The organism is Pseudomonas sp. LBUM1664, assembly GCF_059695895.1.
Map to the genome: position 1 here is coordinate 2,973,935 of NZ_CP166791.1, position 20,584 is coordinate 2,994,518.

Below are 20,584 nucleotides of genomic sequence, written 5' to 3' on the forward strand. Positions count from 1 at the left end.
CGGTCCCGTTTTTATCGGCCTGTCGCAATAGAGCTTTAATGTCACATGCCTGGCAACGTCAAGCCGCGGAGCTTGCCTGGGCGTCCTTCCAGGCTTGAGCGTGGATCTGCACTTTATCGTGCAGCCGTTGCATCGGCTCCGAACGCAGGCTGAGCCGGCGAGCCAGAGCACCCCGGTGAAACAGAGCCTGCCAACCCAGGGTGCCCTCGGCGGGCATCACCCCGGTGAAGATGAATCCAGCGGCCACTAACCGGCGGTAATCATCGGCAAATTGCCGGTGAAGTCTGAGTCGCACCGAAAGCGGCCAATGGGCCGGCAAACGGTGCAGTTGCCCAGCCAGGCGACGGTCCATGCGCCCGGCTACGATGTCGACTCGCCCGGGCAGTTGCCTGATCTGTAGCGATTGCACCGATGCTGGAGTGTCGTCGAGCGTGGTGCCGAACCGCGCTACGAGGGGCTCCATCAACCATCGGTATGCCGAGGGCCACTGAAGGTGCGGCAGCGGGCATCGAGACGCCCCGATCACCTGGCAGCCGATCACGATCGTTTCGGCCTGGCCAGTGGCGAATGGCGAAGGCACATAATCGGGCAGCAGCCCGGTGTCATGGAACCCCAGCCGTTGGGCCAGCCGCTGACTGTAACAGTGGCTGGTGACTTGCTTGATCAACAGCCGGGCAAACCCGAGGTCCTGGCAGCGGTCCAGTAATTGCTGGCCCAGGCGCGTAGCGATCTGGCCGCCTTGCACGGCAGGGTCTACCGCTATTAGCGCCAGCTCCCCTTCCGCAGGGTTGGCAGCCTGTCGGCACAATGCCCCATGGCCGACGATGTGCCCGCCCAATAGGGCGACCATGGAGTGCCAATGTCGCTGCTGGTTGTGCTGGCAAATCATTTGCGGCACGTAGACGTCTGGCGAGACGTAGTGCTCGCCGTACACCCGGAGGAACAATTCGCTGATTCCGACGCCGTCGGTGGGTAGGAATGGCCTGATGAGCAGGGCGTTCATCCGGCGCTCCTCACTGTTGGCGGGCCATAGACCCGACGGTCGATAATCGATAGATGTTTGCCTGAGCGTGGATGGCGCTCCAGCTCCTGAGGGCTGCACGCCTGGACGTCCAGGCCGAGTTGGTCGATGCCTGGGTACTGGCTGATCAAGGCATTTTTCAACGATTGGGAAAATGATTCGCGAGCCTTCGCTTGCCTCTCAGATGCCCATTTGAGCAGCACGCGGTCTTTGTCTTCGACGTGCTCGATGATCAGTTGCCATTGCAGATCACCGCCCAAACGTCGAGTGAGGTCGCTGATTTGCTGTGGAAAGAGCGACATCACGCCTACTCGCACTCGCCGACTTTGTGCGCTGCGCCCCTGAAGTGCGAACTTGCGCTGCGCAGTGCCGGCCGGTTCGCGCCAGCAGGCCCGGTCACCCACCGGGTAGCGAACAATCGGCATCAGGGTCCGGGTGAAGTTGGTGACCACCAGGTTGCCCGGGCGATCACATGCCTCGATGACCTCACCACTCAGTTCATCGATGATCTCCACCCGTGTCTGTTCGTCGAACACGCGGTGCTCGCCGAGGCTGCAATCAGGTGTACTGGCGCCTACCAGGCCGGCGTCCACGCTGGCATAACCGATCGACACGAAACGAGCCTGCGGGAATGCGCGTTTCAACGTGGGCAGTTGACTCTCGAACAGGTTTTCTCCGCCGAACAGCACGGTAGTGACGGTCGGCAGCGTGCGTCCCTGTTGATTCAAGTGACCGGCAAACGCCAGAAGATGGGCGGGCACACCGGCCAGCACATTGATGCGGTGTCCGGTAACGGCGTCGGCCAGCACCTCGAGATCTACCGACCCTGTGAAGGGGAATTCGGTAATGGCCACATTGACCCGGCAAAAGGCACCATGAATAAACATAAAACTGGCGTACAGGCCGCCTGAAAAAAACAGATTGGCGATTCGATCGCCTGCCCTCAGTTGAGCTGACAGGCTGTGACCGAAGCAGTCGAGCATCTGCTGCCACTCAGCGTGGGTGTACACCGACAGTTTGCCCTCGCTGGTCGTGCCGCCGGTTTTATATATCAGGGCGTCCTGTACTTTCTCGGTCAGTACTTCCCAATTGTCCAGATCATGGCTACCCACCCAATAATCGTCGGCGTCAATCAGTGGTAAGTCTTCCAAAACGCAGCCTTGGGCGGGTAAGTGTTTAAAGTGTCGCTGGTAATACTTTGAATGGGTACGGATATGGGCAAGCCATTGTTCGAATGATAAAGAAGTGCTCATCAGGGTTCTCTCGGCGCTTGGCAGTCCGTTTATAGGTTTGCCTGCAAAAAACAATTAACCGGTTATTCTGGAATCAATCACCAGCGGAACTTTGCCGCTGTGTTTGTTATGTTCAAAGCATTCGGGTGGACAGGCTTGAACTTCCACCACCAGCATTGAGGCATCGACTGCCTCGGACAGCGATGCGAGGCCCAGCACTTGGCGTCGAATCCTTTCGGCGTCGCCATTGGCGCGAATCAACAGGCGCTCACAACCACTGCTGTCGTAATCGAGCACGATTTGAATGGCCGTTTGCGCGTGGTCGGCCAGCTCTCGGGTATTGATGAAATGCGTTGCGATGCGTACCAGACGCCCGTGACGCTCGCGTAACTCAAACCTTGGTGACTCCAGGCCGCAGGGGCAGGGGCCCGGTAGCCAGCGCCCGCAATCGCCGACTTCATAGCGTTGAAGGGGTTGCGCCTGGCGTATGCGGGAAGTGAACAGCAAGCGTCCGGTTTCTCCCAGGTCGACCGGAACGTCCTGTTCCAGGTCGACGATTTCCAGGTGTTGAATGGCGTCCATGAGATGGAAAACGCCATCGTCGCTGGCGGCGCAGGCATGGCCAAGGGGGCCCGCGTCCACGCTGCCGTAGATGGCCGAGCGGATGCTTGTGACGTCGCAGTCCTGGAGCAATTGCCGACTTTCTTGCCCCAGGTGCTCGCCACCCAGCAAGACTTTGCTTACGCCACCGTAGGATTGAAGCGTTGGTTTCTGGCTGGAAAACAGACGTTGCAAAGTACTTGGCATGCCGACCAGCGTGTTGACCTCATGCGCAACGATCATCCGGGCGATTTCGCCGAAGTCGTCGTCCGACGGCCCGCCCATGGGGTAATGCACGACGTTCATGTGCTCCAGTATTTTCGAGAAACTGAAAAAGCCGCCGTAGAGGTTGCCGCCATAAAACAGGTTCATGACCCGATCCTGCGCAGGATCCAGCCCGGCCGCGCGCAACCCGTCGGCGGCAGCGCGCATGTGGCTGTCGAAATCGCGGTAACTGTAGGGCGATAACACCGCAGCGCCGCTGCTGCCGCCGGAGCGGAAGAACAGTTGCGCTTGGGGAGCGGCGGGCAGTGCCATGAAGGCTGCCTTGTCCATGATCGGTGTCGAGGGACAAACCGACATCGCAGCAGGCGCAGCATCCAGCGTTACACGATGACTTGCGACATCAGGCTCAAGCCCGGCCGACACCCGACGGCTCAACCGTTGGAGCGCATAGACCCCGTCGTGAGGTTCGCCGTCATAGCCTTGCTGAATAGCGCCGGTTGCCGAGATGCGGGTCACGCCGCCGGCTATCAAACGGCGTGACAGCCCGGGTGCCTGTTCCGGTTCACAGATGAGCGCGCAGCTCTGCAACACGTTCCGCCAGGGCAGCAGGGTTTCGGTGATCAGCCCTTGGGGCACTGGCCGCAACAACAGCGTGCGGAACAGTGGTGATGGCGACAGGTTGCGATGATGCTCCCAAAGGATGCGCCAGCCGTCACCCGCCCAGACCTGGCCGGTCTGCCCCGCGAAGCAGTGATCCAGGCGAGCAAGTGCGGTGCGGGTGGTGATCTCGCAGGCTTCGGCGGCGGTGGGTGCCAAGGCTGGCCATTGTCCGGCGCGGCGCTCGAATGCGGCGGCCAGGGCGTTGCCCAGTGCTTGCAAGACAGCCGGCTCATCGCTGTCCACCAGCAGCCATTGCGGACTGGAACAGGCTTGCTGATCGAGACTGCAGACTTCATTCACCAGGCTATCGAGCGCCTGCGCACTGGCGGCTAGAGGTGTGACATAAGCGAAGCTGATGCGATGCCCCCAGTCAATCCAGCGGCAGCCGCTTGGGATCTGCTCGCGCATGGCCTTGAGTGCCGTCTCGCCGCCCCAGGCGCTGACACCCTGTGCCAGTGCGAAGAGACGCTCGCTCTCGTGGTGGGGCACGGGCAATACCGCCAGGTAATCGCGCAGCCGGCCACTGGTGTCGCAATCGAGGAACGCCGCCAGTATCCGCGCCGTCAGGCCCTCATCGCGTGTGCTGGGGCGCAACCAGTTGATGTTACCGGCCAGCAGGCTCTCCAGTGCCGCGCAGAACGCCAGCAGCGGTGCATTGCCCGGCGTGACATGCACCACCAGACCCAAGGGCTGCCAGCTTTCGAAGGGGCCGTCGCAATAGTCGATTCGCCGCAGCGAGCGCGGATCCGGTCCCAGTTCCCGCGCAAGCTTCAAGCTCAAATGCTTGCGTGCGCAAAAGGCGATCAACGCTTGGCGTTGGTCTTCGTCGAGGATTGCATCCTGTCTTTGTCCCCGTAGCTTTTGAGCGAACGCCTCGGCGCAATCGAGCACACTGTCGCTGTGGGGGGCCGAGACCAGGAGGGCGGGTAGTTGCGGCTGCAAGCGTTCAAGCGCCTGGTCAAGTGTCAGGTCGGCGTGCAACTGGCCGTTGATGAGATACATATCAATTTTCCTTGATCAATTCGGCGGCAGCCATGGCGCAGCTCCGGCTGGCACTGGTCCCCGCCCGGCCATGCAGTTCAAACCACTGGGTGCGCAAGCCGCACTCACAGTTGGCCGGATGCAGGGTCGCCAGGTCGCTCATCACCACGGCGTGGGCCGGGCTGGAGGAAATGTAGGGCGAAACGAATGACAGCAACCCGGCCTCGCCGAAGGGCTGGACGCTGAAATCCGAGGGGTGGCGAACGAAGACTTGCGAATAGACCGGCACATGAAAGTGATGGTGTGCGCATTCGATGTAAGGGACCGCGTGCTCTACGGCACCGTAACCGTCGCGGCAGCGATGGGGCTCGATGCCCAGTTGCCGGGTGATGCGTTCATAGACCTGGTGGCGTGGAATCTCCTGGGCGGCTTGTTTTTTCCAACCGCCCCCCAGGAACACCAGCGAGGCGGGCGCAAGCTTCAGGTTCTGGATGCCGGTCTCGCGCATGCGCTCAAGTGCATGCCATAGAAGCGCCGGAAAGCCGAAGATCCTGACTGGCAGACCCTCCTCGGCGAATTCCTGAAGGGCGCGGATCACGCCAAAAACGTCGAGTTCATGACCTTTTCCGGTACGCCGCAGGGCATAAACGATGCGTTTGGCCGGGGCAAAACGGCACAGGAATTGATCGGTATACGCCGTGCCCAGGTGATTGGCCGCTTCGGGTTCATGGCTCAACAACAGGTAGTTGCAGGGCGAATCCGGAGTGGACCAGCCGTAATGATCAAAAATGCGCGCCACCATTCCCTGGGCCGCCGCCATACTGCGCTCGTCATAGCGCATGCGACTTTTCTGGCCGCTGGTGCCGGAGGAGGTGAGTTCCAGCGCGTCCTCGGCGGTGGGACTGAGCAGCAATCGCTGCTTGAAGTAATTGGCATAGATAGGCGGCAGGCGCGACCAGTCAGTCAAATGCTCCAGGTCATCGACGGTGAGGCCGTTGGCGCTGAGCCAGTCTTTGTAGCCAGGGGTATGGTGGCTATGGAACAGGCTGATCTCAGCCATGGCTCGATTGAACAGCCCGGGGGGAATCGAGTCAGCGCCATAAGGCCGGGGCAACGCGCACAGCGCATCGGTGTGGGGAAAATGGATCATTGAGTATCTTTCCTCGGGGACGGCAAATTCAAACGTGAGCGACCGGTCGCGCCATGAACAGGCGCAACGCGACAAGACAGCTGAGCCCGGCGATGCCAGCCATCAAGGCAAAAGCTTGCAGGCTTGCCCCGGCGCCCAGTAGCGCCAACAGCGAGCCCACTGCGCTCATCACTGCGATTGAGATCATCCCGACCATGGCCGAGACCAGCCCTTTGCTGTCGTCGCTGGCGAACAGCGCCAATCGATACAACGCCGCATTGCCCATGCCGAGCCCGAGGGCGTAAAGCGACAGGCCGCTGACCAGCGCGGGTAAGGAAAGATGAAACTGGCTGCCAACGACCAGTGCGATCAGGCCGGCACACAAGGGCCATAGGCTGTAGCGGAGCACACCGCGTACGCCCACCCGTTCTACCAAACCGTTGAGAAGGAGGTTGCCAAGGATCACGGCTGCGAAAACCGGGATCTGCCACAGCCCGTACATCAGGGGAGACAGGCCCTGGCCCTGGATCAACAGCAGGGGCGACAGGCCGATCCAGGCAATCAGCGGCAAGCTCATCAGCCCTAGCGCCAGGCTGGCCGCCATGAACCCTGCATGGCCCAGCAATGCGCCATACCGGCCGATCAGCGTGCGCAGCTCGAACGGCTCGCGTACAGGTTGGTGGCCGGGGCGGGGCGTTGGGCCAGGGTTTTGCGGCATGAATACCCATAAGGCCAACCAGCTCAGCACCCCGAGGCCGGCCAGCAGCACAAACAGCTCGCGCCAGGACAGCCATTGCAGCAGCAATCCTCCCAACAAAGGCCCTAGCAAGGGAGAAAGCAGCGCGAGGTTGCCCAATAACGCCATGACTTTCACGGCATCCGATTCGCAGAACACTTCTTGTATGGCGGGGTAGCTGACCGCAATCACGAAGCCCAGGCCCATCCCCTGGATCAGGCGAAGTCCATTGAATCCCTGCATGTGGGTGACTTGGGTGATTGCCGCACAAGCCAGCACAAACCCGGCACAACCGGCGAGCATGAATGGGCGACGCCCATAGCGATCCGACAACGGGCCGATCAGCCACGGCAACATCACGCCCCCCAGCAAATACAGATTGAAGGCATAGGGGATTTGATCGGCAGGTGCATCGAGTTCTTGGGTTACCGCGAGCATGGCGGGCATGACCAGATCACTGGCCATGTAAGTCAATAATTCGAAGAGGGCGATAGCCAGGCAAAAGCCTGCTAATCGTATTGGGGAAAGAGTGGTCAGCAAGTTTTGCATGGTTTCCAACGTCAGTGTCGATAAGAAGGTAGGTGCTTCTTATTCGAGAGTACGTTGGTGACATTCAGGGCCGAAAGAAGTCTTGCCCTTTGTTTGTGGAGGACGCATGACTTATCGTTGTAAGAAAAATGTCCGCGCAAAGGCGGACATTTTTTCTTGAGCAAGTAACTAATCTGACAGTTGATAATAACAAGTGCGTTGATTAGGTTCTTGCGTTACCTACGCAGGACCAAGGAGGGGAATCCTTAGCGACGTTGGTCAAAGCCTGGACCAGGCCCGCCATGACCACCACCAGGCCCACCGCCATGACCGCCACCTGGAGGAAAAAAGAGGCAGCCACTCAGTGTCAGGATGGACAGCAGGGGAATCAACAGGGTCATGCGACGAAACATAGATAAATCCTCATGATTAAACGCCGTGGTTGCGCGAAAGCGCTCCTGCGGCTGTAACATGGGACACCATTTGCTGCCTCTTATCCCAGAAATAAGGTATGAGACTGGTAAGCATGTGAATACAAATCGGATACATTTGGAAATGGCAATGACTCATTCGCAACGTTTGAAATACTCGATTCTGATCGTTCTCGTCGTCCTGGCGGTCATGCTGGGACTTTCCTGGATGCAAAACAAAGGCATGATCAGCGAGCAGCTGTTTCAATACATCGCCATCGCCGTGGCGGTCATCGTGGTGGTGATCAACGGCGTGATGCGGCGCAAGGTCAAGTCCTGAGCACCGGGGTCATTCCTCGGCCTTGAGTACCGCCATGGCACTGCGGTGCAGGCTGTAGCTTTTATCGGGATTGAGGGTGACCACTCCCTCGCTGCACAGGCGCTTCAACACCTCGCGCACACTGAGGAAGGACAAAGGAATGTCCAGCCCCAACAATTGATTGTGCACGCCCCGCACACCCAGGCAGCGGTTTTCGTCGGCGGCCTTGAGCAATGCATCAATGACTTTGAGGCGAATCAGGCTGGTTCTGAGCCCAAAGCTTTTGAGCAAACGCCTGATGTGTTCATTGCCGCCTCGTTCCTCTGGCCTGCCGAACACGCTGTCAGTGGCTGTCATCGAGACGCCGGTCGACCTTGGCTTGCCCACCATTGGCAGTTGCGTGTTATGCATGCAAAAACTCCTTACCAGCCTGATCAGAAAAGGTCACAGATGCTCTCCTGTAATAGGACGAACGAGGGTGACCAATCATGAGGGCCCTGAGGTGAAAAAAATGTACGGGCACCTCGAACATCCGCTCTGAACCGGCTGCCAAGCCATTAATGTTTTTTCATCTGGTTTGTTTTAGGGAAGGCTCATTGCGCTTTAGCACGCGGTATGTGAATTTCCAGGCGGGCCAGTTTTTTCACTGTCGCACCGGTAGCCGTCCTGGCTTTTGAAGTTTTCGACCAGGAGTGGACGTAAGAATGTCCGGGCGGTGCTTTTTCAGTTATTGGTCGGCCGTTGGCCGATGGAATTGAGGACCGGGTTGCCGTCCTTGTTCCGTGTCAGATAAACCGGCAGCACTTTCGGCAAGGAAGGCACGAGGTTTTTCACTTCGTTGAGGTTGTAGATACCACCGATACGCAGGGCGCCGGTGCTGTTGTCGGCCAGCATGACGGGATGCTCGAGGTAGCGGTTGATCAGCGGCAACGCGTCGCTGAGGGCGAGGTCATTGAGCACCAGCTTGCCGTTGCGCCAGGCCAGTGAGCTGTCATCGAGGTCGACTTCACGAATCTGTGGTTGGTAGTCACCGGCCTTGTAACGCGCCTGCATGCCAGGCGAAAGACGCAGGCCGTTATCGGCAAGCGTCTGGTTGCTGGTCACCCATATGGAGCCTTCCACCAGCGTGACCCGTACCTGATCCTGATATATCCATACATTGAAGCGAGTGCCGGTCACGCGCACCTGGCCCTGGCCTGCCCGAACAACGAACGGGTGCTGGGCGTCATGGCTGACGTTGAAAAACGCCTCGCCTTTTTTTAGCGTAACGCTGCGTTCATTTTTGTAATTGGCAAATACCAGCTGGCTGCCCAAGTTGAGTTCTACCTGGCTGCCGTCGCTCAGGGTGACGTGACGTACGCTCTCGCCGGCCTCGAACCGCTGATAGGAATTCGCAAGCCAGCCCAGGTTCCAGCCGGTGTAAGCGGCCAGGGGCAAGCCCAGCACAAGCACTGCAGCAGCGACAGCCAACCGGCTCCAGCGTGACCGAGGGCGGGACGTTGGGGTGGGGGATGTCGCTGACTCGATGAGCGGCAAATGATCGGCAACCACCCAGATTTCAAGCATGGCTTCGTATTCGAAAGCGTGCAGGGGATCGGCGTCGTGCCATTGCTTGAACGCCAGCCGTTCGGCATCGGTGCAGTCGACTGCATGCAAACGCATGCACCAATGTGCGGCTGCGTCGGTAATGGCGTCGTATTCGGCTTCCGAGAGTGTGTGTTCGGTCATTGACTCTTCCTGGTTTGCCGCATTCTAACCTTCGGCATAAGCCGCCGAGAACAGCCATCATGGCGTTTGCACATCAAATGAGCCTGTTTTTTTCGGTCAAAGGCTCGAACACCGGTATTTCTTAGTTGTAGCGTCCCATGGATGTCGTGAAAAAAGGATCAATACTTGGACACCTGCGCGAAGTGCCGCAGTTAAGACGTGGTCGTTGGGGAGGGTGGGTCGAGCTGGCGACCCAACTTACAAATAAGCAGTGTCACGGAATCGGCGTTTCGAAGTATGACATCGATGCGTTTGTCCGGCAGATTCGGATCCAGAAAGGCATCCCGTGCTTCGTCCAGGGTCCTGGTGCCGGTTATTTTCAGGATTTCCTTCACGGTGTCCTTATACCGGGCGAAAAGATCCAGGCTTCTAAGCGTGTCGGCCTCGCTATCCCATGCCGTAAACAGTCGCCTCCGTGGCGTACTCAATGAAAGCCCATTGTCTTGCTGGTCTTTTAGCGCGTTTGCAGGGGGCTCCAGCATTTCGTTGATCTTCTTTTCGAGCGCTTCCAGGCTGTCGAATTTTATGATTCCACGCCTGTGGCGTGCAGAGAAACACCGGTTTGATGGCTGGCCCGTCGGCCTTTGGCAAGGCGCTGAGCGTAAAACAACCGGCCAGTGGAATCGGGGCGTTACCCTCGACTTTGAAGAGGATTTTTTCGGCAGACATTGCTGGCGTCTGCGCGGCGCGCAGCGTCTGGCTGGGCTGGGCGGTGTGGTGCAGCCAGTCGAGGTCTGCCTGCGTCAACCCATGAGTGCTGTTCAACTCGTCCAGGCGATTGGCGTTTAACACCTCGGGAAATAAGAGTGGCGTGGTCTCAGGGGGCATCGTTGCTTCTCGATCAAGGCCCGCAAGGCGACACATCGGTGGATGAAGCGGCCAGACTAGACAGCGACCCATGAGCAAAGGTGGTACATAGTTACCGCGCGCAAGGTTTCAGACCTGTCAGGCTAAGGGCGGCGGCAAAGCTTGCTTGCGATGGCGATGTGGCTGAAAGGAGCGCTATGCGAGCAAGCTTTGCTCCCACCGTGAAGCAGTGTTTAATCACCACTTACGCTGTTGCTACCTCCAACAATCACTCTGGAGCCTCAGATGTCTGCGCTATCCGATGATGCCGGTTCTTGCACCCTGTCCCTTGATGCTTTGGTGAGTTTGCTGGAGGAGGTTTTCCTGCGGCATGGCACTTCGGTCGAAGTCGCCCGCATCTTGGCCGAAAACTGTGCTTTCGCGCAGCGCGACGGTGCCCACAGCCATGGGGTGTTTCGCATTCCCGGTTATGTCTCGACGCTCAACAGCGGTTGGGTCAACGGTCGGGCAGTGCCAGTGGTCGAAGACGTCGCATCTGGGTTCGTACGAGTGGACGCCGGCAATGGTTTCGCCCAGCCCGCCCTGGCCGCCGCACGCCCGTTGCTGGTGGCAAAGGCCCGCAGCGCCGGTATTGCGGTGCTGGCCATTCGTAACTCCCATCACTTCGCCGCTCTCTGGCCGGATGTCGAGCCGTTTGCCTACGAAGGTCTGGTGGCGTTGAGCGTGGTCAACAGCATGACGTGTGTGGTGCCCCATGGCGCGGACCGTCCACTGTTCGGCACCAACCCCATTGCCTTCGCCGCGCCACGGGCTGACGGCGATCCGATTGTCTTTGACCTCGCCACCAGCGCTATCGCTCATGGCGACGTACAGATTGCCGCACGCAAGGGCGAACTGTTGCCGCCAGGGATGGGGGTGGATAGCCTCGGCCAGCCGACCTGCGACCCAAAGGCGATTCTCGAAGGTGGGGCGCTTCTGCCGTTTGGCGGGCACAAGGGTTCGGCGTTATCGATGATGGTCGAGTTACTGGCGGCGGCCCTGACCGGCGGTAACTTTTCGTTCGAGTTCGACTGGCGCAATCATCCGGGTGCCAAGACCCCATGGACCGGACAGTTGCTGATCGTGATCGACCCAAGCAAGGCCGCCGGACAGAGCTTCGCCGAACGCAGCCAGGAACTGGTCAGGCAGATGCATGGCGTTGGGTTGCGACGGCTGCCGGGAGATCGTCGGTATCGCGAGCGCAGCAAAGCCAATGAGCACGGGATTACGCTGGATGAACAGACATTGGCGCAGTTGCGGGAGTTGGCGGGGCGGTAAACCCCCGAAGGCACTGTGATATTTTTTGTGGCGAGGGAGCAAGCTCCCTCGCCATGGATAACCGTTGCGGCTGGGTGTCGCTTAACGTCGTCCGAGCAGCAAGCCCACCACCAGCCCGAAACCGGCGGAAATCGCCACGGTTTGCCACGGGTGACCACCGATATAGAGTTCAGTGGCATCGACCATCGGACGGGTGCGCTCCCGTGCGCTGGCGACCGAATCCAGGGCCTGTTGCAGTTTCTGGGAGATCTGGCCTCGCAGGTTTTCGGCGTCTTCGCCAACCATCGAGGCACTGCTTTTGAGCAGTTTTTCCGATTCCTCGATCAACGCTTTCAGTTCGCTGAACGCTTGATCCTTGATTTGCTCTCCGTTCGCTAGCACGGTGCTTTTGCGAGCCATTGAGGTACTCCTTGCAGTTGATGGCAGTGAACAATGGAGTGCTGCGTTTGTTGAAAAGTTGCAGTGACTGGTATCGGCAGCGCAGCCCATCATAAATCGTGGTTAAGACGTTTCTGCGCAACGTGTAAGATGGCGCCTATTTACGCAACAGGTAATTCCCATGAGTTTCAATCTGGCTGACAAGCCCCTGGCCGAGCGCGCCGCGCTGGAAGACGAAAAATCCCGACTCTTTGAACTGTGGCAAAACAACCTGGGCAAGGCCAAGGGCGACGCCGCCCGGCTGTTCGGCGAGCGATCCAAGCGCAAGGGCAAGTGGGCCGAGTGGGTGCGTGCCGAACTGGACGCTATGTCGCCGCCGGAATACGCCAACATGGTGCGAAGTGAGGTCAATCGCTTGATGGCTGCCAACAAATAAACCTTATGTAAACGTTGCGACAATAGCCTCGCGAACCTTGGCCACTGCCGGATCCATTTGCGTGTGGGTTCGCCACCCCAGTTCGATGGGGTAGCGAGGCAGGGCCAGGGGGCAGGGCAGCAATGCCAGGCCGCTGATCGACGCGATGGCCCGAGCGGCATGCTGCGGAATGGTCGCCACGGCCTGGCTGCCCTTGAGCAGGAACGGCAGTGCGGCAAAGTGGGTGGTCGACGCACACACTCGGCGGCTCAGGCCAAGCCCGGCCAGCCCTTCATCAGTAATGCCGATGAAACCACCCGAAGACACGAGCAAATGTTCACGGGCGACAAACGCTTGCAAGGTGAGGGTTTGTTGGCCCTGCGTCAGGCTGTCCGGGTCCACGAGGCAGGCGTAGTCGCCTTCGCCCAATGCCTGGCGGCTGAGCAACCGTTGCGTGAAACCGCCCGCCGTAATCGCCAGGTCGAGGCTGCGCTCCAGCAGGTTTCGGCCGACGATCTGGCTGTGTGTCTGGCGAAAAATCAACCGCAGCCCCGGCGCACGTCGTGCCACTTCCTCGATCAAGCGTCGCCCATGGGCTATCTCGAAGTCGTCGGACAGCCCGACGATGACCGAGCGGCCTTCGTAATGGCTGGCGTCCGGATCGACCATTGCCAGGCTCTGGCGGCATTTGTTCAGGGCATCGCTGATGACCGGCTTCAACTGATTGGCCCGCAGTGTCGGCGCCAGGCCGCGACCGGTGCGCACGAATAATTGATCGTCATACAGCCCTCGCAGCCTGCGCAGAGCGGCGCTGATGGCCGATTGAGTCACGCCCAGGCGCAAAGCAGCGCGGCTGGCGCTGGACTCGTCGTGCAAGGCTTCAAAGGTCTTGAGCAGATTGAGGTCGACGTCGGCGATATTCATAAGGCTCATATCATTTAGCAGTGTATTGGGCTTTATTCATGATCGGCCGACGCCTGAGAATCAGCAACACCTGATGATCAAGGAGTTGAAACCATGCCCAAATCCATTGTGGCCGCATTACAGATTGGTTCGTTGCCCGGCGGCAAGGGCGAAACCCTGGCGCAGATCCTTTCCTATGAGGACGCCATACGCCAGGCCGGCGCACGCCTGGTGGTGATGCCCGAAGCCCTGCTTGGCGGGTATCCCAAGGGCGAGGGGTTCGCCACCCAGTTGGGGTACCGGCTGCCGGAGGGGCGCGAGGCTTTCGCCCGCTATTTTGCCAATGCCATTGACGTGCCTGGCGCTGAAACCGAGGCGCTGGCCGGGCTTTCGGCGCGCACCGGGGCGAGCCTGGTGTTGGGTGTCATTGAGCGCGTCGGCAGCACCCTGTATTGCACGGCGCTGTACTTCGAGCCCGATGCAGGCCTGGTGGCCAGGCACCGCAAGCTGATGCCCACCGGCACTGAGCGGCTGATCTGGGGCCAGGGCGACGGTTCGACCTTGCCTGTGATCGACACTCAGGTCGGTCGTGTGGGCGCTGCGGTGTGTTGGGAGAACATGATGCCGTTGCTACGCACGGCAATGTACGCCAAAGGCGTAGAGGTCTGGTGTGCACCCACGGTGGATGAGCGGGAGATGTGGCAGGTGACCATGCGTCACATCGCGCACGAAGGCCGCTGCTTTGTGGTCAGTGCCTGTCAGGTCCAGGCTTCACCGCAGGCGCTGGGTATCGAAGTCGCGCACTGGCCTGCCGAGCGTCCGTTGATCGCTGGCGGCAGCGTGATTGTCGGCCCCATGGGCGACGTGCTGGCCGGGCCGCTGAAGGACACGGCCGGGTTGTTGACTGCCGAAATCGATACCGATGAACTGGTGCGAGCGCGCTACGACTATGACGTAGTCGGGCATTACGCCAGGCCGGATGTGTTCGAGCTGGTGGTGGATGAGCGGGCCAAGCCCGGCGTGCGGTTCACCGTTTGATCACCAGTTGGCTGCCGAGCCCGGCAAGTCGAGGGTGCCGCGGTCGACGAAGCGCATGGTGCCAAACAACCCGCCCGCGAGTTTGCCTTTGAGTACATAGGGCAGGTTATTCAGGCTTTGGGTCTGGCTCAGGCCCAGGGTCTGACGCAGCACAGAGAACGCCGAGATGCTCACCGGTACGCTCAGCACCGCTTCGGAAAAGCGTGGAATGGACCCGGTCTGATCACTGACCCCCGAGGCCAACGTACGACCGTTGACCTCCAGATCCAGCGCCACGCCGTTGTAATCGATGGCGGTTTCGTTGGGGTTCTGCAGTCGCAGCTTCACGGCGAAGCGCATTTCCAGGTCCTGACTGGGCAACGGTTCGATGCCGACCACATTGATGTTCAGCGGGTCACGGTGTGGGAAGAGGGCGCAGGCGCTCAGGCTGAGCAGTATCAGGAAAAGGGACATACCGAGGATTCTGCGCATGGATAAACTCTCACGATAAAAAATGGGGCAAAACTCGGGAAACTGCTGAGCACGATAACCCACAACACTCCAAGGCACCGCAACCCCCTGTGGCGAGGGAGCTTGCTCCCGCTCGGTTGCGAAGCGACCGTAAAGATTGGGACCGCTACGCGCTCCAGCGGGAGCAAGCTCCCTCGCCACAAAGGCATATGCCATATGGATACATGCTACGTAGGTCATGCCTCCTGACAGTTTCTGACACCAGCCTCTGCTAATCTGCGTCAACTTTTTCCTCCCGGATCGCCATCGTGTCGCGTACCACTCGACTGCTTACTTTGCTGCAAGTCTTGCGGGGCAAGCGCTGCCCGGTCACCGCCGCGACATTGGCGGGCGAGCTGGAAGTGTCCGAGCGCACGCTATACCGCGACATCGCCGAACTCACGGCCCTGGGCGCACCGATCCAGGGCGAGGCGGGCATTGGCTATGTGTTGCGCAGTGGTCTGTTCCTGCCGCCGCTGATGTTCACGGCCGATGAAATAGAGGCCATTGTGCTGGGCTTGCGCTACGTTGATCAGCGCGGCGATGAGGTGTTGGGCAAGGCCGCCGCCGATGCTTTGGCGAAAGTCGCCGCGGTACTGGCCCCTGATGTGCGGGATGCGTTGCGCAACCCTACCGTGCTGCCTGGTCCGCCGGGTTATGGCTACCCGCAGAACATGGTGGCGCTGAATGTTTACCGTCAGGCCATTCGCACTCAAGCGAAGTTGCACGTCGATTATGCCGACGTGAACAAAATCCCAAGCCAGCGGTTGATCTGGCCGCTGGCCCTGGGTTTTTTGAATGAGGCGCGGGTGGTGGTGGCCTGGTGTGAGTTGCGCGGCGCCTATCGGACCTTTCGCACCGACCGGATTGCTTCTGCCACTGAGCAGGGCGAGCGTTACCCGGGCAGGCGCAGTGACTTGCTACGCGCCTGGTTTGCGTTGATGAAAATGGACGAAACCGGGCGTTTCACTCCTGACAAAAACTGACACTACGCTGTTTTAGCATGGTGCCAGATCGATAAAACAAGGAGTCGTACCATGTCCCATCCCGTCTCTTCCCTGGCCCCGGCCATTGCCGGTTACATTGCGGCCGCCAATGCCTGCGACAGTTCGGCGGTGACGCGTTTCTTCGCCGAGGATGCCAGCGTGTTCGATGAAGGCCAGCACCGGGCCGGTACTCAAGCCATTGCCCAATGGATGGAAGACACCGCCCAGCGTTTCCAGCCGCGGGTGGAAGTGCTCAACGTGCAGCAACGCACCGGCAAGGTGCTGGTGCACAGCCTGATCTCGGGAACCTTCCCCGGCAGCCCGCTGGAGCTGCGCTATACCTTCCGCCTCGATGAGCAGGGGAAGATCAGTCGGCTGGATATCTCGATTTAATTTTGTATGTAAACACAGTTGTGGCGAGGGTATTTATCCCCGCTCGGTTGCGCAGCGACCGCAAATAAATGGGGCCGCTGCGCGACCCGGTGGGGAAAAATCCCCTCGCCACAAGATACTGCGTGTGATCGTTCGTGGTTCTGTCATGGCATACTCCCCAACTTCGATATCGGACCCGGGCCGTATGACTTTCGACTCCCCCTTGAGTGCCTGGCAGCACGCCATTGAACATCACGGTTTCGTTCAGGACGAAGCCCAGGAATTGGCCATCATGTCCCTGGAGCAATGCCACAAGGCGTTGCACGAAGGCCGCAAGTCGATCAAGGGGGTTTATCTCTGGGGCCCGGTCGGGCGCGGCAAGACCTGGCTGATGGACCGCTTTTATGAAAGCCTCAAAGTGCCGGCCCGCCGTCAGCACTTCCATCATTTCATGGCCTGGGTGCATCAGCGCTCGTTCCAGCTCACCGGCACGCCGGACCCTTTGCAGGCCTTGGCCCGTGAGTTGAGCCAAGAGGTACGGGTGCTGTGTTTCGACGAGTTGTTTGTCACCGACATTGGCGACGCCATGATTCTCGCGCGCCTGTTCCAGGTGATGTTTGAGCAGGGCATGGTGATGGTGAGCACATCCAATCTGCCGCCGGAAGAACTCTATGCCACCGGCCATAACCGTGAACGGTTTCTGCCGACCATCACCGCGATCAAGCAACACATGCAGGTCGTGCCGGTGAACGGCTGGCAAGACCACCGCCAGCATCCGGGCAAGTTGCAGCAGCGTTATTGGCTGCGCGAGCACGGGCAACCCGATCCGTTGGGCGAGGTCTTCAACCAGTTGACCGCAGGGCAGACGCCGAGCAGCGAGCCTGTCGAAGTCGGTCATCGAGTTATTGAGCCGGTCCAGGCCAGCGACACAGTGCTCTGGAGCCGTTACCTGGATGTATGCGAGCAACCTTTCTCGGCTCTGGATTTCATGGCCCTGTGCGACCGTTTCAGCGTCATTCTGCTCAGTGACGTGCCCAGCCTGAGCGCCGAACAGCGTGAAGGGCGCATTGCCCGAGGCACAGAAGACGGTGTCGAACGAGTTGAGGCCGGTGATCGGGAGTTGCCGCAGCTGTCGATCCACGACGACGGTGTACGGCGCTTCATCGCCCTGGTCGACGAATGTTACGACCGCAAGGTGCCGCTCTACCTTTCGGCCCAGGTGCCGATGGACCAGTTGTACACCGATGGCTATCTGCAATTCCCGTTTCGCCGTACGCTCAGTCGCCTCCAGGAAATGCAAATGCAACGTTTTGGTCAGCCCTCCTGACCTTTTACCCCGCCGACGGCCTCGAGCCGCCGGTACTACCGAAGTGAGATGCAAAGTCATGGAAGAAGCCAAGGACATTCTTGTACTGCAAGCCAGCTACACCAATCCGGTCCACGCCGAAGCAATCTGTCATGTGCTCAACGGCTATGCGCAAGATCCAATGGGCGGTGGCCAGCCACTTTCAGACGAAGTGCTGCTGCATCTGCCCGGAGAACTGGCCAAGCGCCCGCATGCGTTCAGTGTGCTGGCTTTCGTCAACGGCGAACCGGCGGGGCTGGTCAATTGTTTCGAAGGTTTTTCAACCTTCGCCTGCCGACCGCTGGTGAATATCCACGATGTGGCGGTGATGAAAGAGTTTCGGGGGCTGGGGCTGAGCCAGAAGATGCTGCAGAAGGTCGAGGACATCGCACGCCAGCGTGGTTGCTGCAAGATCACGCTGGAAGTGCTTGAAGGCAATGCCGTGGCCCAGGCCAGCTATGCCAAGTTCGGCTTTGCCGCCGGCATGTTCGACCCGGCCCACGGCCGTATGCTGTTCTGGATCAAGCCCCTGTAGCAGCTGGCCTTGGCGGTGGCGGTTATTTCTGTACGACTTCAGCCACCGGCGCCTTGGGCTGCATCAGGCTGAAGTCGATCAGCCCTTTGTGTTGGTTTTCATAAGGGTTGCCGATCAACAGCGGCCGGGCCTTGAAGTCCTCACTGACCAGGCTCTTGCTGCGGTCCAGTTCATCAAAACTCAAGCCCGCCAGGTCTGCCCAGGTATGGATCAGGTGAGAGCTGCTGTAAGGCCGAGATAGATCGCCGGCGAAGTTCCAGTCGTGGGTTTCGCGCCACTTGGGCGAGGCCCAGGCCATGAACGGAATGGTGTACATCGGCGCGGTCGGCTTGCCTTCGTTGCGGCCCAGGGTGTTATGGCCAGCCGAGTCGAATACATCTTCACCGTGGTCCGACAGGTAAAGCACAAAGCCGTTGGGGTCGGTCTTGGCGTAGTCCTTGATCAGGCTGGACACCACGAAGTCGTTGTACAGCACTGCGTTATCGTAACTGTTATAGGTCGGGACCTGATCGTCACGTACACCGGCCGGCACGCCCTGACGGTCGGTGAACTTGTTGAAGGTCGGCGGATACCGGTACTGATAGCTCATGTGGGTACCGAGCAGATGCACCACGATCAGCTTGCGCGGTGCACTGTCGGCCAAGGCCTTGTTGAACGGTTCGATCACGTCGCCGTCGTACTGTGCGGCGTTCTGGTTGCGGTTGTTGTTCAGGTACACCTGCTCATCGGCCTGTTGGGAGAAGGTCGTCAGCATGGTGTTGCGCTTGGTCATGGTCTGCTGGTTGGTGATCCAGAAGGTCTTGTAGCCGGCCTGTTTCATCATGCTCACCAGCGATGGCGTGCTCAGGTACAGGTCAGGGTTCTGCTCGTCGGCGAACGTCAGCACTTGCTGCAGCGCTTCGATGGTGTAGGGGCGTGGGGTGATCACGTTGTCGAAAACCGAGAGCTGGTCCTTGAGCTTGTCCAGCTCCGGTGTGGTTTCCCTCGGGTAGCCGTACAGGCTCATGCGCTGACGGTTGGTGGATTCGCCGATCACCAGCACCAGGGTTGCCGGCTGGTTGGCCATGGTGTCCTTGAGGTTGCTCAATGGCGCGATCTTGCTGGCGCTGTGAAGCATGCCTTGCATGTTTTCCAGCTGTTCGCCGTAGCGACGATAGGCCACCAGCATCTGCCACGGCACGGCCGGCTCGATGCGATCTTCGAATTTCTCCAGGCCGCCGGCAAAGCTGCCGGTACGCTGGGTTTGTTTGATCAACGGATAACCGACCACGGCCGCCACGATCACGGCGGCGGCTACCATGGCTTGGCCGCGGGGCAGGTACACCGGGCGTAAACGGGTCCAGAGCCAATATCCGACGGCGGTGTGGGCCAGGAAGGCCGCCACCATCCACCAGGCGAAATACTGGGTCAGATACTCACCCGCTTCAGACACGTTCGATTCGAACATGATGAAGATGACGCTCTGGGAAAATTCCTGCTGATAAATGAAGAAGTAACCCAGGCTGGCCATGGAGCAGGCCCAAAGCACCAAGCCGATCAATGCGGCGAGCAAGCGTGTGCGGGCGGGGAAGAGCAGCATGGGCGCCAGCCACAACGCGCTCATCACGAATGCCTGGCGAAACCCCGTGAAGCCGGAAGTGTCGCTCAGCAGAATGAGCAGTTGGGTAATGCCCGAGAAATACCAGAAGAATAGAAACAGCCAGCCGAACCCGGCCCAGTCGAAACCTTTCGCAGTCGTTTTGCTGCGTTTGAACAAGCTCATCAAGCGCTCCAGCCCTCATCGACGACGCTGTTGACACCGGATTGGTGTCCGCAGGCATACGCCGAACAACATTAAAGGCCGGGAGTATCGCGATGCAGATGTGAAAACTTCGTGAGTTTTTCGGCTACAAAACGATGGTCGGGGTGCGGATGTCTGGTTTGCATGTGAAGTGACACCGGAGTTGTCCAGCGTCACTTTTGCACTTCGCTTCTGGGGCGGGTTACCGAATCAGAGCCTGGCTCTGATGGGGTAGCTGTGAGTGTTGCAATTGCATGCGCAACTGCGTCACTTCCTCAAGCAGCAGATCACGCTCTTCCTTGAGTAGGCGTAATTCGTCGCGACGAATGGTCACGTAAAGGGTTTGGGGAGGACGTGCGGTAACGACAGGGCCCATTGCTCACCTCGCAAATGGCGTACATCAACTATAGAGATGCCGCCAGTATTTTGGTCGACGCCTCTACTATCGGCGCCGATTCTGATTTCTTTTGCTCGTGAATGGAACTTTTTTATTTTTCAGGGTCGCTGTGCCTTCGGCAGGGTTTGTAGCGTTATCCCTTGTGATCGCTCGAATTAACCGGAAACTATGCAGCAATGCTCTGGACTAACCTCCACTAGTCGATCGAGCTAAA

At 59.4% G+C, this 20,584-nt stretch carries 21 protein-coding genes; 8 read left to right on the top strand and 13 right to left on the bottom strand.

All coding sequences use genetic code 11. The features are described from left to right. Positions 1 to 58: 58 nt before the first annotated feature. The 5 genes from ACA047_RS13870 to ACA047_RS13890 are packed head-to-tail and all read right to left on the bottom strand — an operon-like array spanning position 59 to position 7,133. Positions 59 to 1,003 carry a GNAT family N-acetyltransferase gene (locus tag ACA047_RS13870; protein ID WP_497359849.1) on the bottom strand — a complete coding sequence of 315 codons (945 nt, stop codon included), beginning with the start codon at positions 1,001 to 1,003 and terminating at the stop codon, positions 59 to 61. After that, positions 1,000 to 2,274 (bottom strand): phenylacetate--CoA ligase family protein, encoded by a 1,275-nt coding sequence (locus ACA047_RS13875; protein ID WP_497359851.1) that lies wholly within the window; start codon positions 2,272 to 2,274, stop codon positions 1,000 to 1,002. The genes ACA047_RS13870 and ACA047_RS13875 overlap by 4 nt, the downstream gene beginning before the upstream one ends. 54 nt (positions 2,275 to 2,328) lie before the next feature. Next, positions 2,329 to 4,740, bottom strand: a complete 2,412-nt coding sequence (locus tag ACA047_RS13880) for an acyl-CoA reductase (protein WP_497359853.1) — start codon at positions 4,738 to 4,740, stop codon at positions 2,329 to 2,331. Position 4,741: 1 nt separating this feature from the next. Then, on the bottom strand, positions 4,742 to 5,869 hold the full coding sequence (locus ACA047_RS13885) for a LuxE/PaaK family acyltransferase (RefSeq protein WP_497359855.1): 1,128 nt from the start codon (positions 5,867 to 5,869) through the stop codon (positions 4,742 to 4,744). Between the two features lie 28 nt (positions 5,870 to 5,897). Further along, positions 5,898 to 7,133, bottom strand: a complete 1,236-nt coding sequence (locus ACA047_RS13890) for an MFS transporter (RefSeq protein WP_497359857.1) — start codon at positions 7,131 to 7,133, stop codon at positions 5,898 to 5,900. 540 nt (positions 7,134 to 7,673) lie between these two features. Between ACA047_RS13890 and ACA047_RS13895 the strand changes: the two genes are divergently transcribed. Continuing rightward, positions 7,674 to 7,862, top strand: a complete 189-nt coding sequence (locus ACA047_RS13895; RefSeq protein WP_497359859.1) for a hypothetical protein — start codon at positions 7,674 to 7,676, stop codon at positions 7,860 to 7,862. Positions 7,863 to 7,871: 9 nt separating this feature from the next. Here the strand turns inward: ACA047_RS13895 and ACA047_RS13900 are convergent, their stop codons facing one another. From ACA047_RS13900 to ACA047_RS13910, 3 genes are all read right to left on the bottom strand, one after another. Then, positions 7,872 to 8,252, bottom strand: a complete 381-nt coding sequence (locus tag ACA047_RS13900) for a fe2+ zn2+ uptake regulation protein (protein WP_497359861.1) — start codon at positions 8,250 to 8,252, stop codon at positions 7,872 to 7,874. 312 nt (positions 8,253 to 8,564) lie between these two features. Then, entirely contained in the window at positions 8,565 to 9,569 is a 1,005-nt protein-coding gene (locus ACA047_RS13905) for a FecR family protein (protein WP_497359863.1), read from the bottom strand. A 426-nt stretch (positions 9,570 to 9,995) separates the two neighbouring features. Further along, the gene (locus tag ACA047_RS13910) at positions 9,996 to 10,436 is read right to left on the bottom strand and encodes a hypothetical protein (protein WP_497359865.1); all 441 of its coding nucleotides are present in this window, start codon (positions 10,434 to 10,436) and stop codon (positions 9,996 to 9,998) included. A gap of 264 nt (positions 10,437 to 10,700) precedes the next feature. Here ACA047_RS13910 and ACA047_RS13915 point away from each other — a divergent pair, with 264 nt between their 5' ends. Next, a complete protein-coding gene (locus tag ACA047_RS13915; protein WP_497359867.1) occupies positions 10,701 to 11,732 on the top strand; it encodes an Ldh family oxidoreductase in 1,032 nt (343 codons plus the stop codon). Between the two features lie 81 nt (positions 11,733 to 11,813). On the opposite strand, the gene ACA047_RS13920 is transcribed toward ACA047_RS13915, so the two are convergent. Continuing rightward, positions 11,814 to 12,131 carry an ElaB/YgaM/YqjD family protein gene (locus ACA047_RS13920; protein WP_497359869.1) on the bottom strand — a complete coding sequence of 106 codons (318 nt, stop codon included), beginning with the start codon at positions 12,129 to 12,131 and terminating at the stop codon, positions 11,814 to 11,816. 160 nt (positions 12,132 to 12,291) lie between these two features. Between ACA047_RS13920 and ACA047_RS13925 the strand changes: the two genes are divergently transcribed. Further along, positions 12,292 to 12,546 (top strand): hypothetical protein, encoded by a 255-nt coding sequence (locus ACA047_RS13925; RefSeq protein ID WP_497359871.1) that lies wholly within the window; start codon positions 12,292 to 12,294, stop codon positions 12,544 to 12,546. A gap of 3 nt (positions 12,547 to 12,549) precedes the next feature. Here the strand turns inward: ACA047_RS13925 and ACA047_RS13930 are convergent, their stop codons facing one another. Beyond that, positions 12,550 to 13,449: a LysR family transcriptional regulator gene (locus tag ACA047_RS13930; protein WP_497359873.1), complete on the bottom strand. Its 900-nt coding sequence runs from the start codon at positions 13,447 to 13,449 to the stop codon at positions 12,550 to 12,552. Positions 13,450 to 13,542: 93 nt separating this feature from the next. On the opposite strand from ACA047_RS13930, the gene ACA047_RS13935 reads away from it, so the two are divergent. Beyond that, positions 13,543 to 14,466 carry a carbon-nitrogen hydrolase family protein gene (locus ACA047_RS13935; RefSeq protein ID WP_497359875.1) on the top strand — a complete coding sequence of 308 codons (924 nt, stop codon included), beginning with the start codon at positions 13,543 to 13,545 and terminating at the stop codon, positions 14,464 to 14,466. Here the strand turns inward: ACA047_RS13935 and ACA047_RS13940 are convergent, their stop codons facing one another. Then, complete coding sequence (locus ACA047_RS13940; RefSeq protein WP_497359877.1) at positions 14,467 to 14,937, bottom strand: LEA/WHy family protein; 471 nt, start codon at positions 14,935 to 14,937, stop codon at positions 14,467 to 14,469. 287 nt (positions 14,938 to 15,224) lie between these two features. On the opposite strand from ACA047_RS13940, the gene ACA047_RS13945 reads away from it, so the two are divergent. The 4 genes from ACA047_RS13945 (at position 15,225) to ACA047_RS13960 (ending at position 18,193) form a co-directional block, all read left to right on the top strand. Next, positions 15,225 to 15,941, top strand: coding sequence for a helix-turn-helix transcriptional regulator (locus ACA047_RS13945; protein WP_497359879.1), 717 nt, complete (start codon positions 15,225 to 15,227; stop codon positions 15,939 to 15,941). A 51-nt stretch (positions 15,942 to 15,992) separates the two neighbouring features. Then, positions 15,993 to 16,334: a nuclear transport factor 2 family protein gene (locus ACA047_RS13950; RefSeq protein WP_497359881.1), complete on the top strand. Its 342-nt coding sequence runs from the start codon at positions 15,993 to 15,995 to the stop codon at positions 16,332 to 16,334. A gap of 184 nt (positions 16,335 to 16,518) precedes the next feature. Beyond that, positions 16,519 to 17,640, top strand: coding sequence for a cell division protein ZapE (gene zapE / locus ACA047_RS13955; protein ID WP_497359883.1), 1,122 nt, complete (start codon positions 16,519 to 16,521; stop codon positions 17,638 to 17,640). 58 nt (positions 17,641 to 17,698) lie between these two features. Further along, entirely contained in the window at positions 17,699 to 18,193 is a 495-nt protein-coding gene (locus ACA047_RS13960; RefSeq protein WP_497359885.1) for a GNAT family N-acetyltransferase, read from the top strand. 22 nt (positions 18,194 to 18,215) lie between these two features. On the opposite strand, the gene ACA047_RS13965 is transcribed toward ACA047_RS13960, so the two are convergent. After that, positions 18,216 to 19,955 carry a phosphoethanolamine transferase CptA gene (locus ACA047_RS13965; RefSeq protein ID WP_497359887.1) on the bottom strand — a complete coding sequence of 580 codons (1,740 nt, stop codon included), beginning with the start codon at positions 19,953 to 19,955 and terminating at the stop codon, positions 18,216 to 18,218. A gap of 220 nt (positions 19,956 to 20,175) precedes the next feature. Continuing rightward, a complete protein-coding gene (locus ACA047_RS13970; protein WP_497359889.1) occupies positions 20,176 to 20,349 on the bottom strand; it encodes a DUF6026 family protein in 174 nt (57 codons plus the stop codon). Between the last annotated feature and the right edge of the window lie 235 nt (positions 20,350 to 20,584).